At 47.0% G+C, this 16,749-nt stretch carries 19 protein-coding genes; all 19 read right to left on the bottom strand.

Going from position 1 to position 16,749, the window contains the following annotated elements:
- Positions 1–5: 5 nt before the first annotated feature.
- On the bottom strand, positions 6–962 hold the full coding sequence (locus tag ACFQ3W_RS02340) for a carbohydrate kinase family protein (protein WP_379316195.1): 957 nt from the start codon (positions 960–962) through the stop codon (positions 6–8).
- A gap of 24 nt (positions 963–986) precedes the next feature.
- A complete protein-coding gene (locus tag ACFQ3W_RS02335) occupies positions 987–1,919 on the bottom strand; it encodes an alpha/beta hydrolase (RefSeq protein ID WP_379316388.1) in 933 nt (310 codons plus the stop codon).
- 9 nt (positions 1,920–1,928) lie between these two features.
- Entirely contained in the window at positions 1,929–3,407 is a 1,479-nt protein-coding gene (locus ACFQ3W_RS02330) for a serine hydrolase domain-containing protein (RefSeq protein ID WP_379316194.1), read from the bottom strand.
- Positions 3,408–3,554: 147 nt separating this feature from the next.
- On the bottom strand, positions 3,555–4,544 hold the full coding sequence (locus tag ACFQ3W_RS02325) for a LacI family DNA-binding transcriptional regulator (RefSeq protein ID WP_379316192.1): 990 nt from the start codon (positions 4,542–4,544) through the stop codon (positions 3,555–3,557).
- Positions 4,545–4,620: 76 nt separating this feature from the next.
- A complete protein-coding gene (locus tag ACFQ3W_RS02320) occupies positions 4,621–5,445 on the bottom strand; it encodes a carbohydrate ABC transporter permease (RefSeq protein ID WP_379316190.1) in 825 nt (274 codons plus the stop codon).
- On the bottom strand, positions 5,445–6,326 hold the full coding sequence (locus ACFQ3W_RS02315) for a carbohydrate ABC transporter permease (RefSeq protein ID WP_379316188.1): 882 nt from the start codon (positions 6,324–6,326) through the stop codon (positions 5,445–5,447). Before ACFQ3W_RS02315 ends, ACFQ3W_RS02320 begins: the two co-directional genes overlap by 1 nt.
- 104 nt (positions 6,327–6,430) lie before the next feature.
- Complete coding sequence (locus ACFQ3W_RS02310) at positions 6,431–7,804, bottom strand: ABC transporter substrate-binding protein (protein ID WP_449290206.1); 1,374 nt, start codon at positions 7,802–7,804, stop codon at positions 6,431–6,433.
- A gap of 150 nt (positions 7,805–7,954) precedes the next feature.
- On the bottom strand, positions 7,955–8,287 hold the full coding sequence (locus ACFQ3W_RS02305; protein ID WP_379316186.1) for an MmcQ/YjbR family DNA-binding protein: 333 nt from the start codon (positions 8,285–8,287) through the stop codon (positions 7,955–7,957).
- 93 nt (positions 8,288–8,380) lie between these two features.
- A complete protein-coding gene (locus ACFQ3W_RS02300; RefSeq protein ID WP_379316184.1) occupies positions 8,381–9,445 on the bottom strand; it encodes a sensor histidine kinase in 1,065 nt (354 codons plus the stop codon).
- Positions 9,435–10,121: a response regulator transcription factor gene (locus ACFQ3W_RS02295; protein ID WP_379316384.1), complete on the bottom strand. Its 687-nt coding sequence runs from the start codon at positions 10,119–10,121 to the stop codon at positions 9,435–9,437. Before ACFQ3W_RS02295 ends, ACFQ3W_RS02300 begins: the two co-directional genes overlap by 11 nt.
- Positions 10,099–10,767, bottom strand: coding sequence for a phosphatase PAP2 family protein (locus ACFQ3W_RS02290; protein ID WP_379316182.1), 669 nt, complete (start codon positions 10,765–10,767; stop codon positions 10,099–10,101). Before ACFQ3W_RS02290 ends, ACFQ3W_RS02295 begins: the two co-directional genes overlap by 23 nt.
- Positions 10,764–11,345, bottom strand: a complete 582-nt coding sequence (locus ACFQ3W_RS02285) for a class I SAM-dependent methyltransferase (protein ID WP_379316180.1) — start codon at positions 11,343–11,345, stop codon at positions 10,764–10,766. Before ACFQ3W_RS02285 ends, ACFQ3W_RS02290 begins: the two co-directional genes overlap by 4 nt.
- Before the next feature lie 525 nt (positions 11,346–11,870).
- Positions 11,871–13,499 (bottom strand): chaperonin GroEL, encoded by a 1,629-nt coding sequence (groL, locus tag ACFQ3W_RS02280; protein ID WP_379316178.1) that lies wholly within the window; start codon positions 13,497–13,499, stop codon positions 11,871–11,873.
- A 48-nt stretch (positions 13,500–13,547) separates the two neighbouring features.
- The gene (groES, locus tag ACFQ3W_RS02275; RefSeq protein ID WP_379316176.1) at positions 13,548–13,829 is read right to left on the bottom strand and encodes a co-chaperone GroES; all 282 of its coding nucleotides are present in this window, start codon (positions 13,827–13,829) and stop codon (positions 13,548–13,550) included.
- 215 nt (positions 13,830–14,044) lie between these two features.
- Positions 14,045–14,524 (bottom strand): hypothetical protein, encoded by a 480-nt coding sequence (locus ACFQ3W_RS02270; protein ID WP_379316174.1) that lies wholly within the window; start codon positions 14,522–14,524, stop codon positions 14,045–14,047.
- Positions 14,525–14,538: 14 nt separating this feature from the next.
- The gene (tatC, locus tag ACFQ3W_RS02265; RefSeq protein WP_379316172.1) at positions 14,539–15,285 is read right to left on the bottom strand and encodes a twin-arginine translocase subunit TatC; all 747 of its coding nucleotides are present in this window, start codon (positions 15,283–15,285) and stop codon (positions 14,539–14,541) included.
- Between the two features lie 94 nt (positions 15,286–15,379).
- Complete coding sequence (locus ACFQ3W_RS02260; RefSeq protein ID WP_379316170.1) at positions 15,380–15,598, bottom strand: twin-arginine translocase TatA/TatE family subunit; 219 nt, start codon at positions 15,596–15,598, stop codon at positions 15,380–15,382.
- A gap of 147 nt (positions 15,599–15,745) precedes the next feature.
- Positions 15,746–16,231: a MogA/MoaB family molybdenum cofactor biosynthesis protein gene (locus tag ACFQ3W_RS02255; protein WP_379316168.1), complete on the bottom strand. Its 486-nt coding sequence runs from the start codon at positions 16,229–16,231 to the stop codon at positions 15,746–15,748.
- A 42-nt stretch (positions 16,232–16,273) separates the two neighbouring features.
- Positions 16,274–16,738 (bottom strand): cyclic pyranopterin monophosphate synthase MoaC, encoded by a 465-nt coding sequence (moaC, locus tag ACFQ3W_RS02250; protein ID WP_379316166.1) that lies wholly within the window; start codon positions 16,736–16,738, stop codon positions 16,274–16,276.
- Positions 16,739–16,749 lie beyond the last annotated feature (11 nt).

Genomic DNA, 16,749 nt, shown 5'->3' with positions numbered 1-16,749 from the left:
TCCTCCTATAATCCGAACTGTTCCTTGATGGATTCAAGCTTCGGCAAATCTACCACGGCGCCCGTATATCTCAACTTGTAGGCGCTGACGGCAAACCCCAAATTCAACGCTTCCCTGACCGTATATCCTTGGATCAAGGCCGCGTAGAATCCGGACCAAAACGCATCGCCGGCCCCGGTAGTATCGACGACCTCTGTGGCGAGCGACTGAAAAGTAACCGTCTCGTATCCGTTGGAGACGATGGCCCCCTGTTTGCCCAAGGTCATAATGACCAACTTTGCTCCTAAATCTAAAAACTTTTTGACTTGATTAAACGGCTCATCTTTTCCAAATAAGCGCTCGGCATCATCCTCCGAAGGTTTGACGATATCCACTCTGGATATCATCGATTTGACGAACTCCGCTCCATTTTCGCCAGGCTGCCATATCATCCGATGATAGTTCGGATCGAACCCAATCAATAGACCGCGATTTTTTGCTTCTTCAATCACTCTTTCGATGGTGTGCCGGGAAGGCTCCTGCGAAATTGGCCAGCATGAGAAGTGAACGACCTTGGAATTTTTCAGGGCACGTTCCAGATTGGCATCGAAGGTCAATCGAAAATCCGCATCCCGGTAAAAAATGGGGATAGGCGAAGCCTGGCTTTTGGTTAACACGACCAGGCTCGTTGAGGCATCAACCCGCTGGATTCCCTCCGTGCTCATGCCCGCAGCTTTTAACCGATTCATTAAAAACGTTCCCAATCCGTCTTCTCCTACGGCCGAAGAGATTTGGGCCCGAATTCCCAGCTTGTTCACATTAATTGCAATGTTGGAGGGGGAACCGCCAAAAAAACGGGTGTACCCATCGCTCTGCAATCCATCACCGTACTCATTGGATATCATGTCCACCAGCAACTCGCCGACCGTCAAGAGATCGTTCGACGTATCCTCAAATGTGAATCTCTCATCGAGATAAATCATCCAATTTCCCCCTTGATATGTTGGTCAACGCCGAAAGGCCCTTGCTATTGCATTAAAATACCCATCTTTGGCGCACCGGCTGATTTCCGCGTCGGGAACCGTGTGCTCGAACCCGTGATAAGCTCCCGGGTACAACGAAAATTCCACGTCAACACCGTCCCGTGCAAGCCGGGCGACGTATTCGATCGTCTCATCCCGGAACGGATCAAGCTGACCTACGCAAGTGTATGTCGGAGGGAGCCCGGCCAGGCTTTGGGCCCGGCTTGGCGCCGCATAGGGAGATATTTCGCCGTTCGCATGCTCGCCCAAATACATTTTCCAAGCCGCCAGGTTATTGGCTCTGTTCCAGACAGCGGGATTGGTGATTTCATGGCTGGATGGAGTGATATTGCGATCATCGATCATCGGATAAAGCGGCATTTGAAAACAGATTGCAGGACCGCTGCGGTCTCGGGCCAGAAGTGCCAATGCGGCCGTCAGTCCTCCTCCGGCGCTGGGACCGCCGATCGCGATCCGATTGATGTCGATATGGAGTTCGGCTGCATTTTCGGCAATCCAAACCAACGCCGCATAGCAGTCCTCGATCCCCGCTGGAAAAGGATGTTCCGGAGCCAGACGATAATCCGGGGAAAAGACGACGCAGCCCGCTGCCTCCACAAAGCTTTGGCATACCCCGTCATCAACGCCAGGATAACCTAATACATATCCCCCACCATGGGACCATAGAAGCGCCGGCAGCACTTCCCCGTCCCTATTGATCGGCTCATACACCCGTAATAACATGTCTTGTCCGCCAGCTCCAACGATATATCGATCCGTAATTCGCACCCGTTCGGATCTTGTTGTACTAATGGGAGGAATCGTTCGCGCTTGCATCAAATCCTCGGGTAAATGAAAAGGCGGCGACAACGTCAGCCCCTGTTTCAATTCCTGATTTACCCTACTAATGAAGTTCATATTCATCTCTCATTTCTCCTCAACGCCGATAAATTCGTGTTTCAGGGGGACGAAGCTTAAATGCTCATGTTGAATGTTTACCGTGTTCCCTTGAAAATAGAAGACGAGGCGATCATGATGCGGCGAATCGATCTGGTAGGTGTAGAGGACAAAACGAGTTCGATCCAGCCAAACGCCTTTGACCGTTACTTTTTTTCCACCCAGCAGGTTAAACGCGTTCCATTCGTCAACTCCCGCAATAAGTTGATGCTCGCCTTGGTTGTCCAACCAATCAAAAATGCATTGGTTTCCTGTAAACGTAAACGAGACGTTTTGCAAGCCCTGTTCATTTTCTTGAATTCGAAAGCTTTTCTTGGATGTTGTCCACGGCAAACTCTCCACATGGCTTTGTTTTCCGATCTCCAAAGAAGCCAGCTTATCGATTAACCGGTCATGTTTGGCCGAATCATACGCAGGACAAGGTTCATTCATGGAAGGCAGCAGGTTTTTCCATACCGCATCCATAACCCCTTGCATATCTTGCAACCCACCGTTTATCGCGATAACGGCATCTTGGTCAGGCATGACGATGCAATATTGGCCAAACGCCCCGTCTCCCCGATAGGCGTTATGACGGCATCTCCAAAGCTGGTATCCATAACCCTGGACCCAGTCTATATTCACCGGTTGTCCTGCTTCAGTTTCGATCGGTTTATTATCAACCTGATGCAAGCTGGCTTGTTCAATCCAGTCGGAGGAGATCAGCCTTTGCCCGTTCCATACACCTTTATTCAAAAGGAACTGACCAAACTTAGCTATGTCTTGAGTGCTTAGCTTAAGTCCCCATCCCCCCGTATTCCCTCCATGAGGGGCCTGCTCCCACATCGGCGGTGCGATGCCCAAAGGTTCAAACAAGCGAGTCTGCAAATAATCGGCTAACCGACTTCCCGTAATGCGTTCTATGATCGAACCCAACACATGGCTCGCCCCGCTGTTATAGAGGAAAAAGGTGCCGGGAGCCCTCGTAACGGGAAGTTCCATAAACCCTCTGACATAGTCCAGGTCGCTTCTGTCGCCGACCCGCGCTTTCGTTATGTGCTGGAGAAAGTCCGGTGTGGCTCCGAATCTCGCCGTATCTTCTTCATGCCCGGTCGTCATCGTCAATAAATGCTTTATTTTCATATCTCCTATGTTTTCGCGTATCGCAGGGATATCCAACTCTGGAAAATACGCCAACACACGCTGATCCAACGAGAGTAAACCCTCCTCCACAGCAAAACCCGCCGCGATCGACGTAAAGCTTTTGGTTAGAGAATAGAGGGCATGGGGAATTTCCGGGCGAAACGGTTTCCACCAACCTTCGGCCAGGACATGACCGTGCCGTAAAAGCATGAAGCCGTGAAGCTCAAGCTCTCGCTGCTCGATCTCCTCCAGGAAAGACAAGATACCGGAAGAGGAAACGCCTTGCTGCTCCGGAATACTTCGCTTTAATGAGCTCGTGACTGTCATTGATTCTTCCTTTCCTAATCCATTTTTATATCAACCGGTTGACATATCGAATGACATAAAAGCCGCGCTGACGTAAGTTGCGGCTTCGTCTGTTCATTTTTATACTAATTCATACCAGGTGTTATGACCGATATGAGCTGCGCCTTCTCAAGTCGTTTCACGCTCAATCAAAGCGACTGGGAAGGAATTGATTTGGGGTACTTCTCCCCCCTCTAGCTGCTTAACGACTAATTCGATGGTGCATTCCCCCATTTCGCGAATCGGCTGCCTTATAGTGGTCAGCTGAGGCGAAACCAGAGATGCGATTTTAACGTCGTCGTATCCGATGATTTTTATATCTTTCGGAATATTTTTGTTTAACTGATGACAGGCCTGAATGACCTCGGCAGCAATGACGTCGCTGCTGGCGAATACGCCGTCGATTTCCGGGTGCTCGGCCAGGAAATGAACAACTTCGCTAGGGTTGCCGGGCTGATCATCGTCGCTTATGTCCAATTGCAGGTGTATCGGCTCTATGCCGGCAACAGCCAACTCCTCGTCATACCCTTGTGCCCTCGCACTAGCCAACAAGGCCCGATGATGCGGTCCGCCGATTCCACGATAAATATATGCAGGATGTTTGCAGCCCTTTTCGATCAACAATCTCGTGGCAAGTTTTCCCCCCATGAGATTATCCGAAGTAACAATCGGAATGTTTTCAGCCACGGTTCGGTCAAAGGAGACGATCGGCAAATCCAAATTTTGATAATGCTCGATATCCAATACCGAGCTGCCCATAATGATCGCATCAACTTGATTTTTCTTGAGCATTTCGATATATTTACGCTCTTTGGCTATATTTCGGTTCGAGTTGCAGAGCAGCAGCTTGTATCCTTGTTGATCGGCATAATACTCCAGATAATAAGCCAGTTCGCTAAAAAAAGGATGAGATACCGCTGGAATAATCAATCCGATCATGTTCGATTTTCTCCGAAACAAGGCACGCGCCATTTCATTGGGTTGATAGTTCAGCTCTTTCATCACCTGATATACTTTATTACGCGTCTTCTCGCTGATATATCCCCGGTTGTTCAATACACGGGAGACCGTGGTTACGGAAACCCCGGCTTTTTCTGCCACATCTTCAATTCTAGGCATGAAATACCACCTTGCCGTTTTTTAACACAATTATACCCGTTTTAATCAGCTTTTTCAGCCAAACATTGCCAAAGGGTTACTTGAGGGCCCCTTCCGTGATTCCTTTGATGATTTGTTTCTGAAGGAACAAGTACAGCACTAATACCGGAATAATGGTCATGATCAGTCCGGCCATAAGTGGCGCAAAGTCCACAGAATAGGACGAGAAAAAATTGTACGTCGATAATGGCAACGTTTTGTGCTCCGGAGACAGCAAAACTAAACTGGGCAGCAGGTAGTCGTTCCAGATCCAGAGCACATCCAATACGATGAGCGTTACGAATACGGGCTTTAGCAAAGGCAGCACGATCTGGAAGAAAGTCCGCAATCTCGAGCTTCCCTCGATGAAAGCCGATTCCTCCAATTCGAAGGGAACGCCTTTGATGAAACCATGAAACGTAAATACCCCGAACGGGACGCCGAACCCCAAATACATAAATAATAGAGTAATTTTCGAGTCCAGCATATCCATATTTCCATACAGCATTACAAGCGGAATCATCAGTACCTGAAACGGCAGGGTCAAGGAAGCCAACATCACGAAGAAAATGATCGAGTTTACCTTCCATTTGAAACGTACGAACAAATACCCCGTCATCGCCGAAAAAATTAGAATGATAGCTACCGCAACGACGGTAATGATCAAGGAATTCATAAAGCCGTGCACGAAATCCATTTTTTCATACGCGCTCTCGTAATTTCCAAAATGAAAGCTTGTAGGCAAAGATAACGGATTTTCAACAAACTGTTGGGTCGATTTGAATGAGTTCATGACAATCATCAGGAACGGAGTCAGAAAGACAATAAGTAATAAGTAAAGAAGCGCTGTTTTTACCGCCGTTGTGACAGGTCGGGCATTCATTACGATTCCACCTCCAGTTTCTTGAGCAGGTAAGATTGCGTAAGCGCGATGAGCGCTACTACTGCGAACAAGACCACAGCTTCCGCCTGACCTATCCCGTACTGGTTCGACAAAAAGGCTTTTTGCACGATATGGTAAGTTGCAAGCTCGGTGGAGTTAAAAGGTCCTCCCTTGGTTAAAGCCAAGTTGATATCGTATGTCAGGAATGAACGCGATATGGAGATGAAAATGCAAATGACGGTAGCCGGTATGGAAAGCGGCAAAATGATCTTTCGAATGATCGAAGATCTGTCAGCTCCGTCGATGCTTGCGGCTTCCAACACATCGTTCGGTACGCCGGAAAATCCAGCGATATAGATGATCATTAGATAGCCGATCAACTGCCAGGACGTCGCGATGACGAGCGCCCAAAACGCGGTATTTGTTTCCGTCAGCCAGGACGATGCGAACAACGACCATCCATATTTGCTACCAAGATAGGGGAGCACTTGTGAGAATAACGTTTGCCACAAGTAACCAAGGACGATCCCGCCGATCAGATTCGGCGTAAAGAAGCCCGTTCGCAGCCATTGCTCCCCCTTTGCTCCGGCGGTCAATGCCAGCGCAATGAAGAACGCCACCCCATTGGCGATCAATACCGTAAAGAACACATATTTGAGTGTAAACCACAACTGGCCCCAAAATACTTTGTCGTTAAACACTTCAAAGTAATTCGCAAATCCGATTAACTCACTGTTTGCCGTTCGAACATCCCAGTTCGTAAATGTCAGATATAACCCGACAAAGAATGGAATGATGACCACGGCGGCGAAAGCAAAGATCGAAGGTCCGCCGAAAAGAAAAAACGTCCCGACATTGCCTAATATTTTTTTCTTTTTCATGATGCCGCCCCTTTAAGAAACCGGTATTTGATTTCCCGTGAATAAGAGAGATGGGCTGAGGCAAGGCCTCAGTCCCACCCTTTACCTATCCTAACGTCGAATTTCTATTTTCTGCCTTGATATTCCCAATACTGCTGAACCTCTTCCGCAAGCCCTTTGCGATCTGTTTTCCCAACAAGGTACTTTTGCATCGATGCGCCAGTCTTGGACCAATAGTCTTGAGGAAGGTAATTGATCACGCCGATATTCATCACTTTGCCTTGATCCACATATTTAGAAACCGCATCGGAGATGATGTTAGTTCCTTTTACTTTTACATCCTTATATGGCATGGACAGGCCCATCTGTGAAATGATCGCATCTTGTCCCTCTTGGCTCGTTACCATCCACTCGATAAACTCCTTCGCAGCCTTTTGTTGCTCCGGCGTAGATCCTGAATTATCGATAGCGAATAGTTTCGGTTCACTGTAGGCAATTTGGGAGTTGCCATAATCGTCAGGATTATTGCTGATCGGTACCGGAATTACCCCAAATTCTTTGTCGCGGCCTTCAAGCGGGCCAATAACGGCCCATGTCCAATCGCCCATAAAGTAGAAGGCGGCTTCTCCCTTAGCGAAATCGGCACTGTCTTTGTTATAGTCCGCCACGAGTGGGTCTTTCTGACGGGCATTATACTTTTTGAGCAAGTCGAAGGTATCCATCAATCCGTTGAATTGCGAATTGTCGGCCAACTTGGTGTTACCGCTTTCCAGAGATTCCACGAATTTGCGGTTTTCGTCGACTTTATCCGATTGTAAGGAATAGGTCAATCCTAAGTAATGCGCTCCCAATGACCAGTCCGCCCCATGAATCATCACCGGAGCTTTGCCGGAGGCTTGGATTTTCTTGAATACGGCTTCCAAATCATCGCGGGTTTTGATGGAAGCCGGATCGAATGTTCCTCCGAGGGCTTCTTCTACCGCGCGTTTGTTATACAGTAATCCGTAACCTTGCGCAGTCCACGGGATACCGAGGAATTTTCCGTCCAGCAGTGCCCCCTCAACGGCCCCGGGTTTGGTAAGTCCTTCATATTTAGCTTTTTCCGAATCTAGATTCAAGAATGAATCTTTGTATTGCAGAATGGTTCCAGCATCGAGGTTTGCAATGGTAGCCGGATTTCCCGAAGCCAACAAAGATTGAAATTTCTCAATCTGTGCGCCGCCGATCGGCGTCGGTATCAATTCAACGGTCACGTTCGGGTGAAGCTCATGATACGATTTGAAAAGCTTTTCGAAAACCTCGTTGACTTCAGCCGAGGTGTTAAAGAAGGTAAGCTTTACTTCTTTTTCCGCCTGTTGCGTCTGTTCTCCGCCTTGTTTGTTTCCGTTGGCTGGAGTTTTGCTGCTTGCGTCGTTGCCCTTCGAACATGCTGCCAACATAGAAAGCAACAATACCAGGCAAATCGTCAATTTGAACCCTTTCATTTTTTTCAAGACCATTTCCCCCTAACCCTCATTTTGTATGCGCATTCAATCATTGCACACCCTTATGATAACCGGTTGACATATAATATGTCAACCGGTTATCATAATTTTTGTAATTCAGTTTCACCCTTAGCACAGTCGCCAGAAAATTTAAGTTTTCTCGGTTTACTTTCCTTTAGTTAATAGATAACTTTGTCTTATCATTTCGAATATTTCCTTCTCTGGAATGCTGCCGTCAAGAATTATTGAATTCCAATGTTCTTTATTAAGATGAAATGCCGGAACTACCGAAGTGTAAAGCTGACGCCAGAAAATCAGAGAACCCGGCTCACACTTCACATTGATCCAAGTATGGTCGTCTTTTTCAAAAATCCACGCAAACACCTTATTGTTTTCAACTTGTCGCATTAATGTCCAATTTTTATCGCGAAACGGGTAGTCTTCATATGTATTTCCCAAACCCAAGCAGTAATCAATAGCTTCCTTTCTACTCTTCATAACTTGCCTCTCCTCCAGCATACATCATGAACTTGTTTCAAAAAGCACCTTGATTCTACCATAAAATTTCTCTTCGTCCTATGTTTCGATATCTCAATCAAATAAGGGCAAAATAATATGAAACCGAAAATGCCCGTTCAAGTGCTCATGCTCCAGCGCCCCCCCGTGGAGTTCAGCAATGCTTTTAGCAATCGATAAACCTAAACCGCTCCCCGTTTGAATGTTCTGCTGGCTTCTGGCATCATCGGCTTTATAAAATCGCTCCAGTAGCCGCTCCTCCTGCTCCTTCGTGATCGGTGCTCCCTCGTTCTCAACGGTAATTCGCGCCATCCCTTCATATTGGCACAGCATTACGCGAATCAGTCCGGGTCTTACAGAGAACTTAAGCGCGTTCATCAAAAGATTATCAATGGATCTTCTGATCATCTCGGGATCCACCTCAGCCATAATGCGTCCATTCGAGATTGAGGTTTCCAGCATGAGTTGATTTTCCTTCGCGATCGGCTCCATTTCAACCAGCAACTGAACCAACAGCTCACGCAGGTTAATCGTCTCTTTCTCAAGCTTCACTTCGTGAATCGTTAACCTGGTGTATTCAAACAAATCGCCAATCAATGACTTCAGCTGCAGCGATTTGTTATAGGTGTTGCTGACAAAACGGTCATGCTCCTCCTCGTCCCGGTAAGCCTTGTCCTTCAGCAGGTCCAGATAACCGATAATGCTCGTAAGAGGCGTCCTCAAGTCGTGAGAGACGCCTGTGATTAATTCCAGCTTGGCTTTCTCCAGCATTCGCTCCCTGTTGATTTGTGCTTCGAGCTTCTCAGCCATCGCATTAATATTAACGGCAACGTTCCCCAACTCATCTCTTCGGGTTACCGGTACCCGGTAATGCAATTTTCCTTGTGCAATGACATCAAGTCCCGCCGCCAAGGTCAACACATAGCGGATTATATGCCTGGTTAGAAAAAAGAAGCTGCAAAGAAACGGAATGAGAAAACTCAGAAGCCAAAAAGGAAGGTCCAAGTAGTAATTATCAAAAACGCTCGGGATGAATGCCGAAATAGTGAACGCAAAAATTGTACTTAAAAGAAATGACCAGATCATCCGCATACGGATATTATTAATTCCAGTAATGGTGCTGAAGAATTTACTTTTCAATTTTATACCCCACTCCCCATACGGTTTTAATGTATTGAGGCGATCTTGGATTGATTTCAATCTTTTCGCGGATGTTCCGGACGTGCACCATAACGGTATTATCCGAAAAAAAGGGGGTCTGGTCCTTCCACACGCACTGGTGAATCTTTTCGACACTAAATACTTGTCCTCGGTGAAGCGAGAGCAGTTCCAGAATAGAGAACTCAATCGGAGTCAGAGCTACCGGATTGCCGCGCACGGTAACCATATGCTGATCTTTGTTGATGACCAGCTCATCAATAAGAATTTCCGATGCACTGCCTTGTTGATGGATGAGGAAATTCTGCCTTCTCAGTTGCGCCTTTACTCTGGCTATAAGCTCCAGCGGATGGAATGGCTTCGTCACATAATCGTCCGCCCCGGTGGACAGGCCGGTAATTTTATCAAGGGATTCTTCTTTAGCCGAAAGCATGATAATCGGGATGTCAGATTTCTCCCGGATTTGCAGGCATGCTGCGATACCATCCATATTAGGCATCATTACATCCAGAATAATCAAATGGATCTCTTCCTGCTGTAAAATGTGCAGAGCCTGCAATCCATCGACTGCCTCCGCCACATGATAACCTTCATTCCGCAAGTAGACATGCAGCACATCCCTGATCTCCTGATCATCATCGACGATCAAAATATTCATTTTTTTCACTTGGACTAACTCCCTTTTGCATGCTCATCTCTTTGAATGGCGACAGCCGGCCAACTGCAAACCACAGCATTTCCACCAAGGCGATCGCACCAGCGGCATCCAGCAAAACATGCTGCTTCACAAAAAAGGTAGAGCAAATAATGGACCATGAACAAGCGAAGACCACTAATCTGACGAGCTTCGAAAAATGGGGACAAAGGGATACACCCTTGATCATTAAATAGCTGGTCAGCACATGAATACTGGGAAAGCAATTGAACGGTTCGTCCGTATTGTAAACGAAACCAACAAGCTTGTATAGCACTCCATAATCAGGAATGGACGGACGAGGCACTGTGGTCTGAAATAGTACATAAATGAGGTAACATGAAATCAAACCGAGACATTGAGTGAGCAGCGTTCGATAGTAGACCCGTTTATTATTTGCACAAAAAATAATCAGCATGATGATGATAAAAGGGTACCACAATAGATACGGAACAATAAAGGCCGGTATAAATGGAATCTGTTTATCCAAATCTGTCATCAGGCTGCTCACAGTTCCTTTTCCATGATTAAGCGGCGCATAAAGAAGGTTTAGTACCGGGATGACCAATACCCATAATAGTGGAGTATACGCCTTAAGTTTAGAACTCATAACGCCTTCCTTTTCTTTCGGCAAATATATACGAACGCTGGGGGGATATTCAGAGGAACGAAACGGATCGCTTCGATTTCAAAATGCTCCATCAACTGCCTTTTCATCTGCTGTGAATACTGAAAAGCAATAAATAGCCCATCCTCCTTAAGTGAGGCTACAATCTGCTCAATAAGCTGATCCCGTACCTTTTGATGGAAATTGAAAAAGGGTAGCCCGCTAATCATGCAATCCAGCTGCTCTATTCCTTCTTGCTCCAGCGAATCCTCAAGCAGGAGACAATCCGCATAACATGCGTAGTCCGGATAGCGGGCTGATAATCTGCGGCGTAGATATGCATCTTTTTCAAACAAGATCACCTTGGTTTCTGGTCTTGCCGCACTCGGGATAAACCTGGTAATTGCCCCGGTGCCTACTCCCAGTTCCGCAATGGCGTAGGTTCTTTGCCATTCAATCGGCTCCAGCATAGCCATAGCCAAATCTCTCGAGCTTGGGGTTATACTGCCGACTTGCTTCGGTGAACGTAAAAATTTATAAAGAAAAACCGACTTTTCTTCGACCCATGTTTTGATATCCATAATCGTGACAGGCTCCTCTCCCTCATCTGATGTTTTCAAGCATAGTTGATAAATCTGTAGATAAAGGGAAGGAAATTCTGAATTAAATCTGAAGATCTTAAATGTGGAACCTGCTGAAAATTGAAAGCCAAAGGAGCCATCCCCTCCGGCTCTTCAGGCCGCTAAGAAAAAAACCTAGCCTGCGGCTAGGTCCTTGGCTCACCCCATACGTTTGAGCACGAGGAAGAAAATTGTAACATCTACAAATAAATGTAATTCGCGCAGCTATTTCCTGGCAAATTCCGGATTTTCGGATGTTAACTGCATTTCCTACATCTAAAACGAGCCAATTGGGCTTGGCAGAGTTATTTTGCTCCTTTTAGCTGTACTTTCTGCATCTAAATGCTTAAGGCTCCGGGAAAGTCGATGTTTTAACTGTACAAAATACATCTAGTAAGTTCTATGATTTTGTCGTGATTTTATTGAAAAAGGCCCCCTCTCGGGAGCCTTTCACTATGCGGTATTATAGGGTTTTTAGACCCTTTATTACATCATGCCGCCCATTCCACCCATACCGCCCATGTCAGGAGCAGCTGATTTTTCTGGTTCCGGTTTGTCAGCGATGACAGCTTCTGTCGTCAGGAACAAACCAGCAACGGATGCAGCGTGTTGCAGTGCGGAACGAGTAACTTTCGCAGGGTCAACGATACCTGCTTCAATCATGTTCACCCATTCGCCGGTAGCCGCGTTGTAGCCGATACCTACTTTTTCCTTCTTCAGGCGATCCACGATCACGGAGCCTTCCTCACCAGCATTGGCTGCAATCGTACGAACCGGTTCTTCAAGCGCGCGAAGCACGATGTTTACGCCGGTTTTTTCGTCGCCAACAGCTTCTACAGCAGCAACTGCATTGTATACGTTCACGAGGGCTACGCCGCCGCCGGATACGATACCTTCTTCAACAGCAGCACGAGTTGCATTCAAAGCATCTTCGATGCGCAGTTTGCGTTCTTTCAGCTCAGTTTCCGTAGCTGCGCCGACTTTGATAACCGCTACGCCGCCAGCCAGTTTAGCCAGACGTTCTTGCAGTTTTTCTTTGTCAAATTCGGAAGTCGTTTCTTCCAGTTGAGCGCGGATTTGATTTACGCGAGCATTGATGTCGTCTTTGTCGCCACTGCCGTCCACGATCGTCGTATTTTCTTTCGTAACGATAACTTGACGTGCGTTACCAAGTTGATCAACGGTTGTGCTCTTTAGGTCAAGGCCGAGTTTCTCAGTGATTACTTGGCCGCCTGTCAATGCAGCGATATCTTGCAGCATTGCTTCACGGCGGTCACCGAAACCAGGAGCTTTAACAGCTACTGCACTAAACGTACCACGCAGTTTGTTCACGATCAGCATAGCTTGTGCTTCGCCTTCGATGTCTTCAGCGATGATGAGCAGCGGTCTGGATTGTTGCACGATTTTCTCCAGGATCGGCAGGATTTCTTGCGTGCTGCTGATCTTTTTGTCAGTAATCAGGATATATGGATTATCGAGTACGGCTTCCATTTTGTCCGTATCGGTGATCATGTAAGGAGATACATAACCGCGGTCGAATTGCATCCCTTCAACCACTTCAAGCTCCGTTGCAAAGCCGCGGGATTCTTCAACGGTGATAACGCCGTCTTTACCCACTTTTTCCATAGCTTCTGCGATCAATTCGCCAACTTCTTCGTCAGCTGCGGAAATTGCTGCAACTTGAGCAATTGACTGTTTGCCTTCGATAGCTTTGGAGATGTCTTTCAGTTCTGCTACAGCAGCACGAACCGCTTTGTCGATCCCTTTGCGAAGTCCGATTGGGCTAGCGCCTGCAGTTACGTTTTTCAGTCCTTCACGGATCAGGGCTTGAGCCAGAACCGTAGCTGTCGTTGTACCGTCACCGGCAACGTCGTTCGTTTTTGTAGCAACTTCTTTAACGAGCTGTGCGCCCATATTTTCAAAAGCATTTTCCAATTCGATTTCTTTAGCGATCGTCACACCGTCATTGGTGATGAGCGGGCTGCCAAATTTCTTCTCAAGTACAACGTTGCGGCCTTTAGGACCGAGCGTAACTTTTACTGCATTAGCCAATGCGTCAACCCCACGCAGCATCGCATGGCGGGCGTCTTCAGAAAATTTGATTTCTTTTGCCATAGTGAAATTACCTCCCAAATAATTAAAATGGATATGTCTCGGCTAAGCTTAGCCGATAATCGCGTGAATGTCGCTTTCTTTCATAATCAAATACTCTTTACCTTCGTATTTCACTTCAGTACCGGCATATTTGGAGAACAAAACACGGTCGCCTTCTTTAACTTCCAGCGGAACGCGTACTCCATCCTTCAAAGCTCCGCTGCCAACAGCGATGACTTTGCCTTCTTGCGGCTTTTCTTTCGCCGTATCCGGAAGCACGATGCCAAATGCTGTAGTCTCCTCTTGTTCGATCGGTTGTACCAGAACGCGTTCACCTAAAGGTTTGATCATGAAAAAACAGCCTCCTTTAAATATGTTGTGTTATGAGTTAGTTATATTGTATGTATTAGCACTCGATATGCCAAAGTGCTAACAACCACTTTTATATTACTCAACTTGCGTAGAGATTTCAAGTTCCTTTATGCATTTTTTTTCTATTCCTGGTCTAGTTCTACCCAAGCGCCATTTCCATTCTATCCTATCGTCATATCAATTATTCCGGACGGTTACTTTCTTACTCTGATATATTGGCGCTTTTTCCATTCAAACTCATTCCCCAATTGAAATGAAGATAATTCTATCTCAAAGTTATGTTCCCTTATGGGAGATTCCGAGAAACGCTCCAATCCGAACGCCCAGCAGGAATATAGCTCGACTTCTTCTCCAGCTTCCATATTGCGGTGTAGATAATCGAACAATTCGGCAAGGCACTTCTTGCTAGTATCGTAGAATACGAGGTCCGAGGTTTCCTGACCCGAAAAAGGCCCTGTTACATACAATCCGGCCGCATCCACTTCCGTATCATATATTTCTACAAGCCTATCGCCTTCCGGGTATTTCTCCAGTAAGACCTGCATTTGAAATTGATCCTTCGCGGCAGGATTCACATTTGTAAGATAGTCCTTCATCGTCATTCTCTTGAAGTTTTTTCCGAACGAGCCTGTCGGAAGTTCCCGGTTGGCGGCAATATAATAAAATGAACTCACCTGGAAATATCCTCCTAATGCTGATAATCAGCCGCGAGCTGCTTTCGGTACACCCGGCTCGATAGCATCACGCTGAGCTCATACAAAATAATTAGCGGGACGAGCACCAGAAACGCCGAAAAGAAATCCGCTGGCGTGATCATCACAGAAATGACCACAAGCACGAAATAAGCAATTCTGCGCATTTTCCGAAGTCGCATTGGAGTTAGAATTCGAAGCTGCGTCAGAAACAATATGACGATCGGCAACTCGAATAGCAAAGAAATCGGCAGTACGATGTTAATTAAAAACTTAAAATAGTCCGCCATTCCGTAGGTTTCAACAAGGCCCAGTTGTTTGTTAATCGAGCCCGTAAACGTCATCGCTAGCGGAAAGACGACAAAGTAACCAAATGCGATCCCGATCAGAAAACAAACAAACACATACGGAATGTATTTTAAAGTAGCCTTGCGTTCCTGCGGCCTCAGCCCGGGGCTGACAAATGCCCAAACCTGGAACAGTAAAAAGGGGAGTGTGATTCCAAGCGCCACGAGCATAGCGATTTTCATGTATACTCCGACGCCATCCCAAAACGAGAAAGCATTTAGTTCAATGCGAACGCCGGAAACCACATTCATCGTTAAGTAGTGGTATATCGGGTCGACTACGAAAAAAGCTCCGACGAGCACAGCCGTAAAAACGATGCACACAAGCATTAATCGGCGGCGCAACTCAGATAAATGATCCAAAATATTCTGTTTCTTTTCCTGCTCCTCAGCCATCAAGCAACCTCCTTTCGCCACCTTTTGTCCATACAAACAAAATCCCTCCGGAAGGAGGGATGAGGTTCTCACGAAGCGATAGTCTTATCCGAGTTTATTCCGGCAACCGGCGGTGATCCGACTTAGGGGCCTCAACTTGTACCGCTGCCACGTCCGCGCGTTTCACTTCAGGCTGGTCCTCCACAATGTCCCGGGTCGCTTCTTTAAACTCACGAAACGTTCGGCCCACAGCCCGTCCGAGATCTGGCAGTTTATTCGGTCCGAACAGCAGTAAAGCCGCTATCACAATCAATAAAAATCCGCCTGCACTCACGGCCTATTCTCCTTTCTTCACGCAAAAATAAATAGGAAAGGGGGCTAGCATAATTTTCTCGTTCGCCCACATCATACCATAACGAAAATCACAGTTACAGTCTATTTATTTTAATAATTTCGCAAAATCAGAGAAATCGAAGCCGAATTACAAACGAAATTGTCCAGTCACCATCAGTAGTGCTTCCGGGAGCTGCTCCATAATCGCGGCCAGATTCTCATGAACGCCCTTTGGAGTTCCCGGTAAATTGACGATTAGCGTACGGCCGCGAATGCCTACGATACCACGGAAGAGCATAGCCGCTGGGTTCTTTTGCATCACCGTATACCGCATTGCTTCAGCCATTCCCGGAACTTCCCGCTCGATGACCCGCCGTGTCGCCTCCGGAGTCACATCCCGGATAGCTAGTTCTGTTCCCCCGGTAGTAAGAACCAAATCGGCGTGAAAAAAGTCAGTCATTTCAATTAAGGCTGCAATAATTTCATCCGGTTCATCGGGCACAATTCGGTATTCCACAATTTCGCCGCCCAATTCCTCTTCAACCAGTTCACGGATAACCTGGGCGCTCGTATCTTCACGTTCGCCTCTGGCCCCTTTATCGCTTGCTGTAAGGATCGCTGTTTTCCAAACCACGAAGACACCCTCCTCATCCATATAGGAACTCCAATTTATAATTTAAGAACGGATATATTCCCCGCTCTTCCCACCCGTCTTGGATCGAAGCTGCGTTGGGCCGATCACCATATCTTTTTGCAGCGCCTTGCACATATCATAAACAGTAAGCGCTGCAGCCGATACCGCCGTGAGCGCCTCCATTTCGACTCCGGTTTTACCCTCAGTCTTAACGGTCGCCTCAATGTACAGCTCGTCTCGCCCGTTATCCGAAAAGACGATGTTTACGCCGGTCAACTGCAGCGGGTGACACATAGGTATCCAATCGGAGGTTCGCTTGGCTCCTTGAATCCCGGCAACCTGAGCAACGGCAAGTACATCGCCTTTTCCGACTCGTCCATGCTGTATAGCCTCCAGCGTAGAGGGCTGCATCGTAATCATGGTTTCGGCAACAGCGACGCGTACCGAAGGTACTTTCCCCGAAATATCAACCATCCGGGCCCTACCTTGCTCATTAAAATGCGTCATCTCTTGATTAG

The organism is Paenibacillus puldeungensis, assembly GCF_042678945.1.
In the GTDB taxonomy this organism is placed as follows: Bacteria; Bacillota; Bacilli; order Paenibacillales; family Paenibacillaceae; genus Fontibacillus; species Fontibacillus puldeungensis.
Note: the sequence above shows the minus strand (reverse complement) of the source record. Positions and strands in the feature narration are given on the sequence as shown.

Excerpts from the sequence above, each read along its gene's own strand:
- ACFQ3W_RS02340 (WP_379316195.1), bottom strand. The coding sequence starts at position 962 with ATGATTTATCTCGATGAGAGATTCACATTTGAGGATACGTCGAACGAT.
- ACFQ3W_RS02335 (WP_379316388.1), bottom strand. The coding sequence starts at position 1,919 with ATGAACTTCATTAGTAGGGTAAATCAGGAATTGAAACAGGGGCTGACG.
- ACFQ3W_RS02330 (WP_379316194.1), bottom strand. The coding sequence starts at position 3,407 with ATGACAGTCACGAGCTCATTAAAGCGAAGTATTCCGGAGCAGCAAGGC.
- ACFQ3W_RS02325 (WP_379316192.1), bottom strand. The coding sequence starts at position 4,544 with ATGCCTAGAATTGAAGATGTGGCAGAAAAAGCCGGGGTTTCCGTAACC.
- ACFQ3W_RS02320 (WP_379316190.1), bottom strand. The coding sequence starts at position 5,445 with ATGAATGCCCGACCTGTCACAACGGCGGTAAAAACAGCGCTTCTTTAC.
- ACFQ3W_RS02315 (WP_379316188.1), bottom strand. The coding sequence starts at position 6,326 with ATGAAAAAGAAAAAAATATTAGGCAATGTCGGGACGTTTTTTCTTTTC.
- ACFQ3W_RS02310 (WP_449290206.1), bottom strand. The coding sequence starts at position 7,804 with ATGGTCTTGAAAAAAATGAAAGGGTTCAAATTGACGATTTGCCTGGTA.
- ACFQ3W_RS02305 (WP_379316186.1), bottom strand. The coding sequence starts at position 8,287 with ATGAAGAGTAGAAAGGAAGCTATTGATTACTGCTTGGGTTTGGGAAAT.
- ACFQ3W_RS02295 (WP_379316384.1), bottom strand. The coding sequence starts at position 10,121 with ATGAATATTTTGATCGTCGATGATGATCAGGAGATCAGGGATGTGCTG.
- ACFQ3W_RS02290 (WP_379316182.1), bottom strand. The coding sequence starts at position 10,767 with ATGAGTTCTAAACTTAAGGCGTATACTCCACTATTATGGGTATTGGTC.
- ACFQ3W_RS02285 (WP_379316180.1), bottom strand. The coding sequence starts at position 11,345 with ATGGATATCAAAACATGGGTCGAAGAAAAGTCGGTTTTTCTTTATAAA.
- groL (WP_379316178.1), bottom strand. The coding sequence starts at position 13,499 with ATGGCAAAAGAAATCAAATTTTCTGAAGACGCCCGCCATGCGATGCTG.
- groES (WP_379316176.1), bottom strand. The coding sequence starts at position 13,829 with ATGATCAAACCTTTAGGTGAACGCGTTCTGGTACAACCGATCGAACAA.
- tatC (WP_379316172.1), bottom strand. The coding sequence starts at position 15,285 with ATGGCTGAGGAGCAGGAAAAGAAACAGAATATTTTGGATCATTTATCT.
- moaC (WP_379316166.1), bottom strand. The coding sequence starts at position 16,738 with ATGACGCATTTTAATGAGCAAGGTAGGGCCCGGATGGTTGATATTTCG.